This is a genomic window from Blastococcus sp. PRF04-17 (assembly GCF_023016265.1).
GTDB lineage: Bacteria > Actinomycetota > Actinomycetes > Mycobacteriales > Geodermatophilaceae > Blastococcus_B.
The window spans coordinates 4,151,589-4,165,446 of record NZ_CP095412.1 but is presented as its reverse complement, the minus strand read 5'-3'; the positions used below and the strand labels follow the sequence as shown (position 1 = coordinate 4,165,446).

Here is a 13,858-nt window from a genome sequence, read left to right as displayed (position 1 = left end):
GGACGGTTACGCGTCAGTAACTTGCGTCAGAAGCGGGCGGGTTCCGTGTAGCTCCCCCACTCGCCCCGCAGGGCGTCGCAGATCTCGCCGAGGGTGGCCTCGGCGCGGACGGCGTCCAGCATCGCCGGGACCATGTTGGCGTCGGTCCGGCCGACCTCGACCAGGCGCTGCACGGCGGTGCGGGCGGCGGCGTCGTCGCGCCGCTGCCGGCGGGCGGCGAGCTCGGCCTTCTGCTCCCGTTCCACGTCGTGGCTGACCCGCAGGATCTCCAGCGGCTCCTCGCCCGGGACCGTGCCGGTGAGCGTGTTGACGCCGACGACCTTCTTGTCACCCTTCTCCAGGGCGCGCTGGTAGACGAACGCCGCCTCGGCGATCTCCCCGGTGAACCAGCCGTCCTCGATGCCGCGCAGGATGCCCGAGGTGATCGTGCCGTCGGTGCCCATGTCCGTGATGCGGGCGAAGATCTCCTCGGCCTGCCGCTCCAGTTCGTCGGTGAGCGCCTCGACGTACCAGGAACCACCGAGCGGGTCGGCGACGTTCATGACGCCGGTCTCCTCCATGATCACCTGCTGGGTCCGCAGGGCGATCTGCGCGGCCTTCGCGCTGGGCAGCGCCAGGACCTCGTCGAGGGCGTTGGTGTGCAGCGACTGGGTGGACCCGAACACCGCCGCCAAGGCTTCGATCGTCGTCCGGACGATGTTGTTGTCCGGCTGCTGGGCGGTGAGGCTCACCCCGGCCGTCTGGGTGTGGAAGCGCAGCTGCTGGGCTTTCCCGGTCTGCGCGCCGTAGACGTCGCGCAACCAGCGGGCCCAGATGCGGCGCGCGGCGCGGAACTTGGCGATCTCCTCGAAGAAGTCGATGTGCGCGTCGAAGAAGAAGGACAGGCCGGGCGCGAACTTCTCGATGTCGAGGCCGCGGGACAGGCCGAGCTCCACGTACGCGAAGCCGTCGGCCAGCGTGTAGGCGAGCTCCTGCGCGGCGGTCGAGCCGGCCTCGCGGATGTGGTAGCCCGAGACGCTGATCGGCTTGTACGCGGGGATGTGCTCGGCGCAGTACTCCATCAGGTCGCCGATGAGGCGCAAGTGCGGCTCCGGGGCGAACAGCCACTCCTTCTGCGCGATGTACTCCTTGAAGATGTCGGTCTGCAGCGTGCCGTTGAGCGACTCGACTGCCGCACCCTGCCTCTCGGCGGCGACCAGGTACATGCAGAACACCGGGACGGCGGGTCCGCTGATGGTCATCGACGTCGTCGTGCCGGCCAGGTCGATGCCGTCGAAGAGGACGTCCATGTCGGCGGCGCTGTCGATCGCGACGCCGCAGTGCCCCACCTCGCCGAGGCTGCGGGGGTCGTCGGAGTCGCGGCCCATCAGGGTGGGCATGTCGAACGCGACGGACAGCCCGCCACCGCCCTCGGCCAGGATCATCTTGTAGCGCTCGTTGGTCTGCTGCGCGTTGCCGAAGCCGGCGAACTGCCGGATGGTCCACGCCCGGCCGCGGTAGCCGGTGGCGTGCAGGCCGCGGGTGAACGGGAACTCCCCCGGATAGCCGATCCGCTCGAAGTTCTCGACCGCGCTCTCGTCCGCTGGCCCGTAGACCGGCTCGACCTCGACACCCGACAGCGTGGTGAAGTCGGCGTCGCGAACCTTGCCGGCCTCGATCGCCGCGTCGTACCGCTGCTGCCACCGCTGCCGTGCGTCCTGGGTCATGCAGAAATACTAGGACGTCCAACTATCTCGCGTCGACATCTCCTGCGCCGAGCCGCACCTGACGGAGGATGCCGAACAGCGTCTCGCGGTCGTCCTCGGAGAGGTCGGCGAGGCCGAAGTCGAGGTCGGTGAGCGCCTTCGTGCCGATCTCGACGACCGCGCGCCCTTCGTCGGTGATGCCGGCCAGCACGCCGCGCCCGTCGTCCGGGTTGGGACGGCGCCGCACGTATCCGGCGGCCACCAGGCGGTCGATGGCGTTGGTGACGCTGGTCGGGTGCACCATCAGGCGGCTGCCGATGACCTTGAGGGGCAGCTCGCCGGCGCGGCTGAACGTGAGCAGGACGAGCACCTCGTAGCGGGCGAACGTCAGCTCGTGCGGCTTGAGCGCCTCGTCGAAGCGGGCGAGCAGGATCTGCTGCACGCGGAACACGCTCGTCGCGGCGCGCATCGCCGAGGCCGGGCCGAACCGCTGCTCCCACGTCTCGCCGGCGCGCTGGATGGGGTCGAACGGCAGCCCCAGCGGTCGCACCATGCGGTGATTCTCGCCGAGATGCGCTCCAGACCGGCATCGGGGTGGGCGGATGCCGGCCTGGAGCGCATGTCGGCGCGGACCTGTGGATCACGACCGCGGCCGGCGACCGGCTCGGGTCAAGCTTGCCCGTGCCTCCCCGTCCCGCGCGGCCACGCGAACTCGTCGGCACGGTCTTCCGCGGATCGGCGGCCATTCGTTCCGGCCGGTTGACCCGACATCAACTGCAGAGCTCGGCGTGGCAGCGTCTCTTCCCCGACGTCTACGCCTGCGCCGGCTTGCCCGTCACCCATGAGCTGCGCACCCTTGCCGCGACGCGGTTCCTGCTGCCGGGTGCCGTCGCGTCGGGACGCAGCGCCGCGGTGCTCTGGGGCGTCGAGCTGGCCGGCCCTGACGACCCGGTCGAGCTCACCGTGGCACCGGTCTGCCGCGGCGGCTCCGTGCGCGGCGTCCTGGTGTCGCGACGAGCCCTGCTCGAGGAGCACGTCTTCGGCCGGAGAGGCGTCCCGACCACGACCGCGATGCGCACGGCCCTGGACCTGGCATCCATCCGGCCGCTCGACGAGGCGGTGGTCGCACTCGACCAGTTCCTCGCCCCCGGCCTCGTCTTCCTCGACGAGGTACGAGCGGCCGCCGCTGGGCTTCTGGGGCGGGACTGCCGCTGGGTGCGACGCGTGGTGCAGCTCGCCGACGGCCTCGCCGCGTCGCCTCAGGAGACCCGCCTGCGCCTGCTACTGATGCGTGCCGGACTACCGGCACCTGTCGCCCAGTACCGCGTCCGGACCGCGACTCGCCTGGTCGCCCGCGTGGATTTCGCCTGGCCGGAGCACCGCATCGCTCTGGAGTACGAGGGGAAGTGGCACGGCGAACCACAGAACGTGGAGAAGGACCGCCGGCGGCTCAACGACCTCAGCGCGATGGGGTGGCAGGTGATCTTCGTGACGGCGGCCGATCTTCGTGACCCGACCCGGCTCCTCACCCGACTGGCATCGCTCCTGGGATCACCGAGATCCGCCTGACGCCGGTATCACCGGCCCCGGTCACCGGCCTGAGCCGCATCTCGACATGTCGGCTTGTCGAGATGTCGGTCAGCGGAGGGGCGGGCGGAGCGGCGGGGCGTGCTTCACGCCGAACACCTCGCGCAGGGCCACCCTCGCGGCGTTGTCCCCGCAGGTGCCGTGCACGGCCGGACCGGGAGGCGTGGCCGCCGAGGCCAGGTAGACCCCCTCGACCGGGGTCTTGTACGTGTTCCACCTGGGCACGGGTCGCGCCAGCATCTGCCGCAGCGTCGCCTGGCCGTTGGAGATGTCGCCGCCGACGTAGCTGGGGTTCCACCGCTCCATCTCGACGGCGTTCTTCGTGTACCGCTCCACGACCGTGTCGCGGAAGCCGGGCGCGAACCGCTCGATCTGGTTCTCGATGGCCTCGGTCATGTCCACGTCCGCCCCGTGCGGCACGTGCACGTAGGCCCAGAGGATGTGCCCTCCCTCGGGCGCCCGTGACGGGTCGGGCACGGTGGGCTGGACCGCGAGCACGTAGGGCCGGTCGGTCAGCCGGCCCTGGTTGGGCGCCCGCTCGCCGGCGATGGTCTCGTCCAGGTTGCCGGCGACGTGGATGGTGCCGGCCCGCCGGACGTCGGGATTGGCCCACGGCACCGGCTCGGACAGGATCCAGTCGATCTTGAAGACGCCGGCCCCGTGCTTGTACCGCGACACCCAGCGTCGGTAGCCCTCGTGCACCCGGTCACCGGCCATCGCGACGAACGCCTCGGGGGTCGTGTTGAGCAGCACCGCCGGCACGCCCTCGAACTCCCGCAGGTCGGTGACGTGGTGGCCGGTGACGACCTCGCCGCCCTGCTCCTCGAGCGCGGTCACCATCGCGTCGGCGAGCTTCTGCGACCCGCCCTCGATCAGCGGCCAGCCGGCGTGGTGGCCGAGCATGACCAGCAGCATCCCGAGCGCCGAGGTCAGCGGCTGGGAGAGGTCGAGCATCCCGTGCGCCGCCGCCCCGCCCAGCAGCGCCCGCCCCTCCTCCGTGTCGAAGTACCGGTGCGCCAGCCAGCTCACGTTCGGCAGCCCGGTCAGCCCGAACTTCGCTATCTGCGGGACGCTCCGCGTCGGCAGGCTGCGCAGCCGGCTGGTGAGGAAGAAGTCGACGACGTCGGTGCCGCGGGCCACGAGCGGGCCGAACAGCCGCCGGTAGGCATCGGCGTCCGCCCCCAGCCCGGCAGCGGTCTCCTCCAGGGAGTGGTGGGCCAGCGCGGCCCGGCCGCCGTCCAGCGGATGGGCGAAGTTGATCTCCGGCTGCACGAGCCGGACCCCCCGGCTCTGCGGGTCGAACTCCCGGAAGAACGGCGCCGCCGCGGCCATCGGCTGGACGATCGAGCAGACGTCGTGCAGGTAGCCCGGACGCATCAGTTCCTCGGTACGCATGCCGCCGCCGGGTCGCTCGGCGGCCTCGACGACGCGCACCCGGAGCCCCGCGGCCGACAACCGCAGCGCGGCGGCCAGCCCGTTCGGCCCGGCTCCGACGACGACGGCGTCCGGTTGTCCGTTCACCCGTCCATGGTCACGGGCCGGGCCCCTGGCCGCAGGTCAGAGCTGCGCGAGCAGCTCGTCGGCGGCCCGGTACGGGTCGGTTCCCCCGGCCACCACCTGGTCGGCGAGAGCGCCGAGCGCCGCGGACCCGTGCACGTCACCCATCCGTTCGCGGAGCGAGGCCAGCGCGATCGCCTCGATCTCCCGCGCCGCACGCTCGGTGCGCCGGCGCTGCCCCTCCCCGGTGGAGTCCAGCCACTGCCGGTGCTCCTCCACCCTCGCGACGACCTCGTCGATGCCGTTGTCGCTCTCCCGCGACGCCACGGTCCGCACGATCGGCGGCCGCCAGTGGCCGGCCTCGGAGTGCCGCCCGCCCAGCGACAGCATGTAGCGCAGGTCGCGCACCGTCTGGTCGGCGCCGTCCCGGTCGGCCTTGTTGACGACGAAGACGTCGGCGACCTCGAGGATCCCGGCCTTCGCGGCCTGGATCCCGTCACCCATGCCCGGCGCGACGAGGACCAGGGTCGTGTCGGCCAGGGAGGCGATCTCCAGCTCCGACTGCCCCACGCCCACGGTCTCGATCAGCACCACGTCGCACCCGGCGGCGTCGAGCACCCGCAGCGCCTGCGGCGTGGCCCAGGCAAGCCCGCCGAGCTGCCCGCGCGAGGCCATCGAGCGGATGTAGACCCCCGGGTCGCCGGCGTGGTCCTGCATCCGCACCCGGTCGCCGAGCAGCGCTCCCCGGAGAACGGCGACGACGGGTCGACGGCGAGCACCCCGACCCGCTTGCCCGCCTGCCGGAACGCCCGCACCAGCGCCGTGGTCGACGTCGACTTGCCGACCCCGGGCGACCCGGTCAGGCCGAGCACCTGCGCGTGCCCCGTGTGCGGGGCCAGGGCTGCGGCGACCTCCCGCAGGGCCGGACTGGCGTCCTCGACCAGTGAGATCAGGCGGGCCACCGACCGGGCGTCGCCCTCGCGGGCGCGCGCCACGAGGGTGGGGACGTCGGCAGCGCGGCGCCCCCGCCTGCCCCGTGGGGTGGTGGGGGCCTCCGTCTGGACCGCCAGACCGTCCGAGGTCACGCCTTGGCGGGCACGTGCAGGATCAGCGCGTCACCCTGGCCGCCGCCGCCGCACAGCGCGGCGGCGCCGACGCCACCGCCGCGGCGGCGCAGCTCGAGCGCCAGGTCGAGCACGATGCGTGCGCCGCTCATGCCCACCGGGTGCCCGAGGGCGATGGCGCCGCCATTGGGGTTCACCTTCTCCGGATCGATGCCGAGCTCGCGGGTCGACACGATCCCGACGGCGGCGAACGCCTCGTTGAGCTCGACCAGGTCGAGGTCCTTCGGGTCGATGCCCTCGCGCTCGCACGCCTTCTGGATGGCCCGCGACGGCTGGCTCTGGAGCGTGGCGTCGGGTCCGGCGACGACGCCGTGGGCGCCGATCTCCGCGATCACGGTGCAGCCGAGCTCGGCGGCCTTCTCCGCGCTCATGACCACGACCGCGCACGCGCCGTCCGAGATCTGCGAGGCGGTGCCGGCGGTGATCGTGCCGTCCTTGGCGAAGGCCGGCTTGAGCTTGGAGAGGCTCTCGACGGTCGTGTCGGCCCGGACGCCCTCGTCCTCGCGGAACTCGATGGGGTCGCCCTTGCGCTGCGGGATGAGGACCGGGGTGATCTCCTCGTCGAAGATCCCGTCCTTGGCCGCCCGCGCCGCCTTCTGGTGGCTGGCGGCGGCGAAGGCGTCCTGCTCCTCGCGGGTCAGGTCGTACCGGCCGTTGGCCTGCTCGGTGAGCACGCCCATGGCGACCTGGTCGAAGGTGTCGGACAGCCCGTCGTGCGCCATCGAGTCGATGAGCTTCGTGTCGCCGTACTTGGTGCCGGTGCGCGAGTTCGCCAGGAGGTGGGGGGCCTGGGTCATCGACTCCATGCCGCCGGCCACGACGACGTCGAACTCGCCGGCGCGGATGAGCTGGTCGGCCATGGCGATCGCGTTGATGCCGGACAGGCAGACCTTGTTGATCGTGATCGACGGCACCGTCATCGGGATGCCGGCGGCGACCGCGGCGGGGCGCGCCGGGTTCTGGCCGGCGCCGGCCTGGATGACCTGACCCATGATCACGTAGTCGACCTGGTCGCCGGAGATGCCGGCCCGCTCCAGCGCGGCCTTGATCGCGAAGCCGCCGAGGTCGGCTGCGGAGAAGTCCTTCAGCGAGCCGAGCAGTCGCCCCATCGGGGTGCGGGCGCCGCTGACGATGACCGAGCGGGACATGCTGCCTCCAGTGCCGGGCCGCCGCCGTTGGCGGCCGTGTCGTGTGCAGATCTCGTGGTCCGAGGATAGGGCGCCCTGATCAACGAGCGACCCGGCGTGGCGGCCCTCTTCCCGTGCGTGAACCCTGCCACATCGATGTGACGTCTCAGACGTCTGCAGGCAGGATGCCCGCGTGACCACCGAGACGCAGGCCGGCCTGCCCGGCGAGCTGTTCACCACCATCGACCACGTCGGCATCGCCGTGCCGGACCTCGACGAGGCGATCGCCTTCTACGCCCAGGCCTTCGGCGTGCAGTCGGTGCACGAGGAGACCAACGAGGAACAGGGCGTCCGCGAGGCCATGCTGGCGGTCGGCGACGGCGACACGCGTATCCAGCTGCTGGCCCCGCTCACGCCCGAGTCCACGATCGCGAAGTTCATCGGGCGCTCCGGCCCCGGCCTGCAGCAGCTGGCCTTCCGCGTGGACGACGTCGAGGCCGCCAGCGCCACCCTCCGCGAGCGCGGGCTGCGACTGCTCTACGACGTCCCCAAGCGCGGGACGGCGGGCAGCCGCGTGAACTTCGTCCACCCCAAGGACGCCGGCGGCGTCCTCGTCGAGCTGGTCGAGCCCGCGACTGGCCACTGAATCTACTGACCAGTAACATCCCCTCACCGCACCGAGCCATCGACGACCCGGGAGCACGCGTGAACGAGATCAGGGACGCCATCCTCGCCGACCAGCTGGACGCGATCGGCGGTCTGGCCGTGCCGGAGTCCTACCGCGCGGTGGTGGTGCGCAAGGACGAGCAGGACATGTTCGAGGGCATGGCCACCAAGGAGAAGGACCCGCGCAAGTCGCTGCACGTCCAGGAGGTCGCAACGCCGGAGCTCGGCCCGGGCGAGGCGATCGTGGCCGTCATGGCGTCGTCGGTCAACTACAACACCGTCTGGACGTCGATCTTCGAGCCGGTGTCGACGTTCGGGTTCCTCGAGCGCTACGGCCGGGTCTCGGAGCTGACGAAGCGGCACGACCTGCCGTACCACGTGGTCGGCTCCGACCTGGCCGGAGTCGTGCTGAAGGTCGGTCCGGGCGTGAACAAGTGGAAGCCCGGCGACGAGGTCGTGGCGCACTGCCTGTCGGTGGAGCTCGAGGACCCCGCCGGCCATGACGACACCATGATGGACCCCCAGCAGCGCATCTGGGGCTTCGAGACGAACTTCGGTGGCCTGGCCGAGCTGGCGCTGGTCAAGAGCAACCAGCTGATGCCGAAGCCGCCCACCTCTCCTGGGAGGAGGCGGCCGCGCCGGGGCTGGTCAACTCCACGGCCTACCGGCAGCTGGTCAGCCGCAACGGCGCCAACATGAAGCAGGGCGACACCGTTCTGATCTGGGGTGCCTCCGGCGGCCTGGGCTCCTACGCCACCCAGATGGCGCTCAACGGCGGCGCGATCCCCGTCTGCGTGGTGAGCAGCCCGGAGAAGGCCGAGATCGTCCGCAGGATGGGCGCCGAGCTGATCATCGACCGCTCCGCCGAGCAGTACGCGTTCTGGAAGGACGAGAACACCCAGGACCCCAAGGAGTGGCAGCGCCTGGGCAAGAAGATCCGCGAGCTCACCGGTGGCGAGGACGTCGACATCGTCTTCGAGCATCCCGGTCGGGAGACCTTCGGCGCCAGCGTCTACGTCGCCAAGAAGGGCGGCACGGTCATCACCTGCGCGTCGACCACCGGGTACATGCACCAGTACGACAACCGGTACCTCTGGATGAACCTGAAGAAGATCCTCAGCTCGCACTTCGCCAACTACAAGGAGGCGTGGGAGGCCAACCGGCTCATCGACAAGGGCCTCATCCACCCGACCCTGTCCAAGGTCTACCCGATGGAGGAGGTCGGCCAGGCCGCCCTCGACGTCCACAAGAACGCTCACCAGGGCAAGGTCGGCGTGCTCACCCTCGCCCCCGAGGAGGGCCTCGGCGTCAAGGACGGCGAGAAGCGCGAGAAGCACCTCGAGGCGATCAACCGCTTCCGCGGGGTGTGATGAGGGACCCCCTGCCCCCCACCACTCGCAAGCTCGCGGCGGGACCCTGCAGGGGACCTCGCAGAACAGTTGCCACAGGAGCACCGCTCTCGCCCCGACACGCTGACGCGACGTTTCGGCGTCTGCGAGGATGAGGACATGACCGATCCCCGCCACGATCCGCTGCAGATGCACGAGGCTCAGCACTCGTTCGACGTCGTGCTGCGGGGCTACGACCGCAATCAGGTCGCCGAGACGATCGAGCGGCTCGAGGCCGACTTCCGGATCGCACTGGCCGACCGCGACGCGGCCGTGGCCCGGTCGGCCGACATGGCCAGCCAACTGTCGGCGCTGCACGGGGAGATCGAGTCGCTGCGCCGCAAGGCCGCCACTGCCGCGGCTCCGACGTTCGAGAACATCAGCGAGCGGATCCAGCACATGCTGACCCTCGCCGAGGAGGAGGCCGCGGAGATCCGCCGGGCCGCCGAGCTCGACGCCCAGGCCGTCCGCGAGCAGACCGCCGCCGAGGAGCGTGCGCTGCTCGAGCGGCACGCCGCCGGCCAGGCGGAGGTCGAGCGCATGCTCGCCGAGGCCCGCCAGAACGCCGAGCAGATCGCCCAGAAGGCACAGATCCGCGCCGACGAGCTCGTCGGCAAGGCCCAGGAGCGGGTGGCCCGGCTCGACGCCGAGTCGCAGGCCCGCCGCGCCAAGGTCGAGGAGGACTTCGACATCGCGCAGCGCTCCCGCCGCGCCGAGGCCGCCCGGGTCGAGGAGGAGCGCGAGCGCGTCTCCACCGAGGCCGCCCGGCAGCGGATCGCCGCCGCCGAGCAGCGCGCCGCACAGCTCGTCGCCGAGGCCGAGGCCAAGGCCGAAGCCATCCGCGACGTGCGCGACGAGCTCACCAGCCGCCTCATCCAGGCCCGCCAGCTGCTCAACACGCTGCCCGATCTGAGCGACCGTCCGCAGCCGGCGCCGGCCGAGAATCAGCCGGCACCGAACCAGGCTCCCGCCCAGAACCAGGCTCCCGCCCAGAGCCAGGCTCCCGCCCAGAGTCAGGCTCCGGCCCAGCAGGGTGAACGCCGTCCCTCCCCCGCTCCCCAGCCGGCGTCCCAGACACAGCCGGCCCGTGGCGACGGCGAGGCCGGTGCCGCCCGCCAGCCCACGCGGGCGGCCGAGCCGCCACCCGCCAGCTGCCGATGCCTCCGCGGCCCGGCGCCACCACCGGCACCAGCGCGCCGGCGGGCACTCCCGGACCGGCGACGCAGGCGATCGACCAGCCGGTCGGCCAGGGGCGTTCCTGAGCCCAGGATCGCGAGTCGGGCTGCTGGCCGCCGCCGCGTCCGTCCTCCTCGGCCTGCTGGGGGTCTCCCCCGCCGCTGCCGCTGACGAGGGCCTGCTCCGCGTCGCCCACCTCTCGCCCGACAGCCCGGCGGTGGACGTCGCACTGACCCCGCTGGGCGAGGCGGGGACGACGACCGACCCGGGATCCGACGTCGCCACCGGGCTCGCCTACGGCGACGTGGAGGGGTTCACCGAGCTCCCGGCCGGGACCTATGCGGTGAGTCTCCGGGCGGCCGGAGCGGCGCCGACGACGCCCCCGGTGCTGAGCACCCGCGTCGCAGTGCGGGCGGGCGGCGCGTCGACCGTGGCGATCACCGGGCCCTTCACCGATCTGGGCGTGCAGGTGCTGGCCGACGACCTCAGCGCCCCACCTCCGGGCAGCACCCGCGTCCGGGTGCTCGCGGCGGCCGGGGGCGCCGGGACCCTCGACGTGAGGCTGACCGACGGCACCCCGCTGGCAGAGGGCCTGGCCTTCCCCGGCGCCGGAACCCCGGTGACCGTCCCGGCCGGGCGCTCGGCAGTGCGCCTGCCCCCGGACGAGGACGTGCCCGTCGAGCTGATGGCCGGCACCGTCGTCAGCCTGCTGGTGCTCGACCGCCCGGACGGCGGTCTGACCGTGCGCATGGTGGTCGACGCCGCGGGAGCGCAGCGCGTGCCGATCGGCGCGGTGGAGGCCGGCGGCGGCCGCACGTCATCCGGCGCCGCGGTGTTCCTGGCCCTGGCCGTGGCCGGCGCCCTGTCGTCCCGTCGCGGACGGGTTGTCGGAACCGCGGCCGCAGCGGGCGCGGCACTCGCGATCGTGCCGCCTGCGCATGCAGCGTCGGCCCACGCGGCGTCGGCCGACGTGGTGCCGGCCGACGTGGTGCCGGCCGACGTGGTGCCGGCGCCGGTCGCGGAGCCCGCGAGCCCGTCGGCGCCGCCCAGCCGGTTGAGCCTGCCCTCGCTCGGCACGGACAGCCCCGTGACGCCGGTCGGGCTGAGCGATACCGGAGCTCTCGTGCCGCCCGCGGACGCCGCTGTCGCCGGCTGGTACACCGGCAGCGCGGTACCCGGCCGGCCCGGTCCCGCCGTGGTCGCCGGCCACGTGGACTGGGCGGGCGCGCCTGGGGTGTTCGCCCGGCTCGACGAGCTGGCCGTGGGCGACCCGGTCGTGGTGCAGCACGCGGACGGCACGACGCACCGTTTCGCGGTCACCCGGGTCGAGCGGCACGCGAAGGCCGCCTTCCCGACCTCCGCCGTCTACGGGGCGACGCCCGGCGCGGAGCTCCGGCTCATCACGTGCGGCGGCGCCTTCGACGCTGCGACCGGCAGCTACGTCGACAACGTCGTGGTGTTCGCCGATTAGCGGCGGTTGACCCGCGCCCGCCAGCAGGTGGTGTGCCAGTGCCGCCGCCAGTCCGCCGCCGAGTCGACGTCCCACGGATCGAGGTCGGAGGCGCGGGCGTAGGCGGGCCAGGTCACCACGTGCGGCGTCCCCGGCCGGATCTCCTGGTCGCACCCCGGGCACCGGTAGGTCTTGCCCGTGGCCGACCCGGTCAGCGTCCGGACGACCCAGTCGCCGTCCGGCGCCTCCTCGACCGTCTCCTGCCGGGCGACCGGCGCGCGGCGCGGCGTGGGGCCCCTCCTCCTCCGGGGCACCCGCGTCAGCGGCCGGCGTAGTCGCGGAACCCGCGGCCGGTCTTGCGCCCGAGGTAGCCGGCGGTGACCAGGTGCTCGAGCAGCGGCGCCGGCGCGAACCCGGGCTCGCGGAACTCGGTGTAGAGCTCCCGCTCGATCGCCAGGGAGACGTCGAGGCCGACCACGTCCAGCAGCTCGAAGGGGCCCATCGGATAGCCGCAGCCGACCTTCATGGCGGCGTCGATGTCGTCGGCGGTCGCGTAGTGCGCCTCGAGCATCTTCACCGCGTCGTTGAGGTAGGGGAACAGCAGCGCGTTGACGATGAACCCGGCGCGGTCGGTGCAGGACACCGCGTGCTTGCCGAGCTGCTGGGAGACCGCGTGCGCGGTGGCCGCCACGTCGGGCGCGGTCGAGATCGTGGACACCACCTCGACCAGCTTCATGACCTGCGCGGGGTTGAAGAAGTGCATGCCGACGACGTCGGACGGCCGCCGCTGGCCTTCGCACACTCGATGACCGGCAGGCTGGAGGTCGTGGTCGCCAGCACGGCGCCGGGCTTGGCGATCTCGCCGAGGTTGGCGAACAGCGCCTCCTTGACCGACAGCGACTCGACGACGGCCTCGATGACGAGGTCGCGGTCGGCGAGCTCGTCGAGCGACGTCGTACCGTCGACGCGGCCGAGGACCTCGTCCCGGGTCCCCTCGTCGAGCCGGCCGCGCTGGACCTGCTTCTCCAGCGACTTGGCGAGCGCCGTGTGCACCGCCTCGACCTTCTCGGGGGTCCGGGCGACGAACCGGACGTCGTAACCGCCCTTGGCCACCACCTCGATGATGCCGGTGGCCATCGTGCCGGAGCCGACGACGCCGACCGTCTCGACCGGACGGGCGCCCTCGGCCGCCCCGCCGGCGGTGGGCGTCTGGGCATCGGGGACGACCTCCGCGGAGTCGCGCTCGGCGTAGGTGTAGAAGCCGCGGCCGACCTTCCGGCCGAGCAGCCCCGCGGTCATCATCTGCTTGATGATCGGGCTCGGCGCGTGCAGCCGGTTGCGCGACTGCTTGTACATCGTGTCGAGGATCTCGTAGGCGGTGTCGATGCCGATGAGGTCCATCAGGGCCAACGGGCCCATGGGCAGGCCACAGCCCAGGCGCATGGCCGCGTCGATGTCCTCGCGGCTGGCGTAGCGGTTCTCGTACATCGAGACGGCGTGGTTGAGGTAGCCGAAGAGCAGCGCGTTGGCGATGAACCCGGCGCGGTCGCCGATGGTGACGTCGACCTTGCCCAGCCGCTCGGCCAGCGCCTCGACGTCCTCGATCACCGACGGCTCGGTGACGACGGTCTGCACGACCTCCACCAGCTTCATGACCGGCGCCGGGTTGAAGAAGTGCATCCCGACGACCTTGCTCGGCCGGCCGGTGACCACCGACAGCTCGGTCACCGAGAGGCTGGAGGTGTTGGTGGCCAGGATCGTGTCCGGGGGGCAGATCTTGTCGAGCTGGGCGAAGATCTCGGCCTTGAGTTCCATGCGCTCGGGCACGGCCTCGATGACCAGCTCGGAGTTCGCCAGGTCCTCGAGCGAGGTGGAGAACCGGAGCCGCTCGAGGATCGCCTCGCGCTCGGCCGGGTCCAGCTTGCCCCGGCCGACCGCCCGCTCGGTGGAGTGCTCGACGTGCGCCCTGCCCCGGGCCACCGCCTCGTCGTTCACGTCGACGGCCGTGACCGTCAGGCCCGCGCGCGCGAGCACCTCCGCGATGCCGGCACCCATGGTGCCCAGTCCGACGACGCCGACCTCGTTCAGTTCCCTGGCCACGGTGCCACTCCTCACGACGGGATCGCGGGCAGTCTCTCATCACTGCTCCGCAGGGGAT

12 protein-coding genes and 2 pseudogenes are annotated in these 13,858 nt (G+C 72.3%); 6 read left to right on the top strand and 8 right to left on the bottom strand.

Annotated elements, in window-relative coordinates; all coding sequences use genetic code 11:
• Positions 1–26 precede the first annotated feature (26 nt).
• Both MVA48_RS21200 and MVA48_RS21195 read right to left on the bottom strand, forming a co-directional pair.
• A complete protein-coding gene (locus tag MVA48_RS21200; RefSeq protein ID WP_246983300.1) occupies positions 27–1,706 on the bottom strand; it encodes an acyl-CoA mutase large subunit family protein in 1,680 nt (559 codons plus the stop codon).
• A gap of 22 nt (positions 1,707–1,728) precedes the next feature.
• Complete coding sequence (locus tag MVA48_RS21195; RefSeq protein WP_246983298.1) at positions 1,729–2,238, bottom strand: MarR family winged helix-turn-helix transcriptional regulator; 510 nt, start codon at positions 2,236–2,238, stop codon at positions 1,729–1,731.
• Positions 2,239–2,366: 128 nt separating this feature from the next.
• Here MVA48_RS21195 and MVA48_RS21190 point away from each other — a divergent pair, with 128 nt between their 5' ends.
• Entirely contained in the window at positions 2,367–3,254 is an 888-nt protein-coding gene (locus MVA48_RS21190; RefSeq protein WP_246983296.1) for an endonuclease domain-containing protein, read from the top strand.
• 69 nt (positions 3,255–3,323) lie between these two features.
• On the opposite strand, the gene MVA48_RS21185 is transcribed toward MVA48_RS21190, so the two are convergent.
• The 3 genes and pseudogenes from MVA48_RS21185 to MVA48_RS21175 all read right to left on the bottom strand — a co-directional run bounded on the left by MVA48_RS21185 (position 3,324) and on the right by MVA48_RS21175 (position 7,041).
• Positions 3,324–4,793 (bottom strand): phytoene desaturase family protein, encoded by a 1,470-nt coding sequence (locus tag MVA48_RS21185; protein ID WP_246983294.1) that lies wholly within the window; start codon positions 4,791–4,793, stop codon positions 3,324–3,326.
• Positions 4,794–4,829: 36 nt separating this feature from the next.
• Positions 4,830–5,731: pseudogene (gene meaB / locus MVA48_RS21180) on the bottom strand (methylmalonyl Co-A mutase-associated GTPase MeaB).
• Between the two features lie 119 nt (positions 5,732–5,850).
• Positions 5,851–7,041: an acetyl-CoA C-acetyltransferase gene (locus MVA48_RS21175; protein WP_246983292.1), complete on the bottom strand. Its 1,191-nt coding sequence runs from the start codon at positions 7,039–7,041 to the stop codon at positions 5,851–5,853.
• A 172-nt stretch (positions 7,042–7,213) separates the two neighbouring features.
• Between MVA48_RS21175 and mce the strand changes: the two genes are divergently transcribed.
• The 5 genes from mce to MVA48_RS21150 all read left to right on the top strand — a co-directional run bounded on the left by mce (position 7,214) and on the right by MVA48_RS21150 (position 11,721).
• Complete coding sequence (gene mce / locus MVA48_RS21170) at positions 7,214–7,666, top strand: methylmalonyl-CoA epimerase (protein ID WP_246983290.1); 453 nt, start codon at positions 7,214–7,216, stop codon at positions 7,664–7,666.
• Positions 7,667–7,725: 59 nt separating this feature from the next.
• Positions 7,726–8,385 (top strand): alcohol dehydrogenase catalytic domain-containing protein, encoded by a 660-nt coding sequence (locus MVA48_RS21165; protein WP_246983281.1) that lies wholly within the window; start codon positions 7,726–7,728, stop codon positions 8,383–8,385.
• Positions 8,382–9,056: a zinc-binding dehydrogenase gene (locus tag MVA48_RS21160; protein WP_246983279.1), complete on the top strand. Its 675-nt coding sequence runs from the start codon at positions 8,382–8,384 to the stop codon at positions 9,054–9,056. The genes MVA48_RS21165 and MVA48_RS21160 overlap by 4 nt, the downstream gene beginning before the upstream one ends.
• 138 nt (positions 9,057–9,194) lie before the next feature.
• Positions 9,195–10,421 carry a hypothetical protein gene (locus MVA48_RS21155; RefSeq protein WP_246983277.1) on the top strand — a complete coding sequence of 409 codons (1,227 nt, stop codon included), beginning with the start codon at positions 9,195–9,197 and terminating at the stop codon, positions 10,419–10,421.
• Entirely contained in the window at positions 10,333–11,721 is a 1,389-nt protein-coding gene (locus MVA48_RS21150; RefSeq protein ID WP_256461185.1) for a class F sortase, read from the top strand. The genes MVA48_RS21155 and MVA48_RS21150 overlap by 89 nt, the downstream gene beginning before the upstream one ends.
• Here the strand turns inward: MVA48_RS21150 and MVA48_RS21145 are convergent.
• The 3 genes and pseudogenes from MVA48_RS21145 to MVA48_RS21135 all read right to left on the bottom strand — a co-directional run.
• Positions 11,718–12,014 carry a hypothetical protein gene (locus tag MVA48_RS21145; protein ID WP_246983266.1) on the bottom strand — a complete coding sequence of 99 codons (297 nt, stop codon included), beginning with the start codon at positions 12,012–12,014 and terminating at the stop codon, positions 11,718–11,720. The two genes, MVA48_RS21150 and MVA48_RS21145, sit on opposite strands and share 4 nt — an antisense overlap.
• A gap of 5 nt (positions 12,015–12,019) precedes the next feature.
• Positions 12,020–12,271 carry a 3-hydroxyacyl-CoA dehydrogenase family protein gene (locus MVA48_RS21140; RefSeq protein WP_246989325.1) on the bottom strand — a complete coding sequence of 84 codons (252 nt, stop codon included), beginning with the start codon at positions 12,269–12,271 and terminating at the stop codon, positions 12,020–12,022.
• Positions 12,272–12,388: 117 nt separating this feature from the next.
• Positions 12,389–13,755, bottom strand: a pseudogene (locus MVA48_RS21135) (3-hydroxyacyl-CoA dehydrogenase family protein); the annotation flags it as partial.
• Positions 13,756–13,858 lie beyond the last annotated feature (103 nt).

Coding starts and splice junctions, on each gene's coding strand:
- MVA48_RS21200 (WP_246983300.1), bottom strand. CDS start 1,706: ATGACCCAGGACGCACGGCAGCGGTGGCAGCAGCGGTACGACGCGGCG.
- MVA48_RS21195 (WP_246983298.1), bottom strand. CDS start 2,238: ATGGTGCGACCGCTGGGGCTGCCGTTCGACCCCATCCAGCGCGCCGGC.
- MVA48_RS21175 (WP_246983292.1), bottom strand. CDS start 7,041: ATGTCCCGCTCGGTCATCGTCAGCGGCGCCCGCACCCCGATGGGGCGA.
- MVA48_RS21160 (WP_246983279.1), top strand. CDS start 8,382: ATGAAGCAGGGCGACACCGTTCTGATCTGGGGTGCCTCCGGCGGCCTG.
- MVA48_RS21155 (WP_246983277.1), top strand. CDS start 9,195: ATGACCGATCCCCGCCACGATCCGCTGCAGATGCACGAGGCTCAGCAC.
- MVA48_RS21140 (WP_246989325.1), bottom strand. CDS start 12,271: ATGCTCGAGGCGCACTACGCGACCGCCGACGACATCGACGCCGCCATG.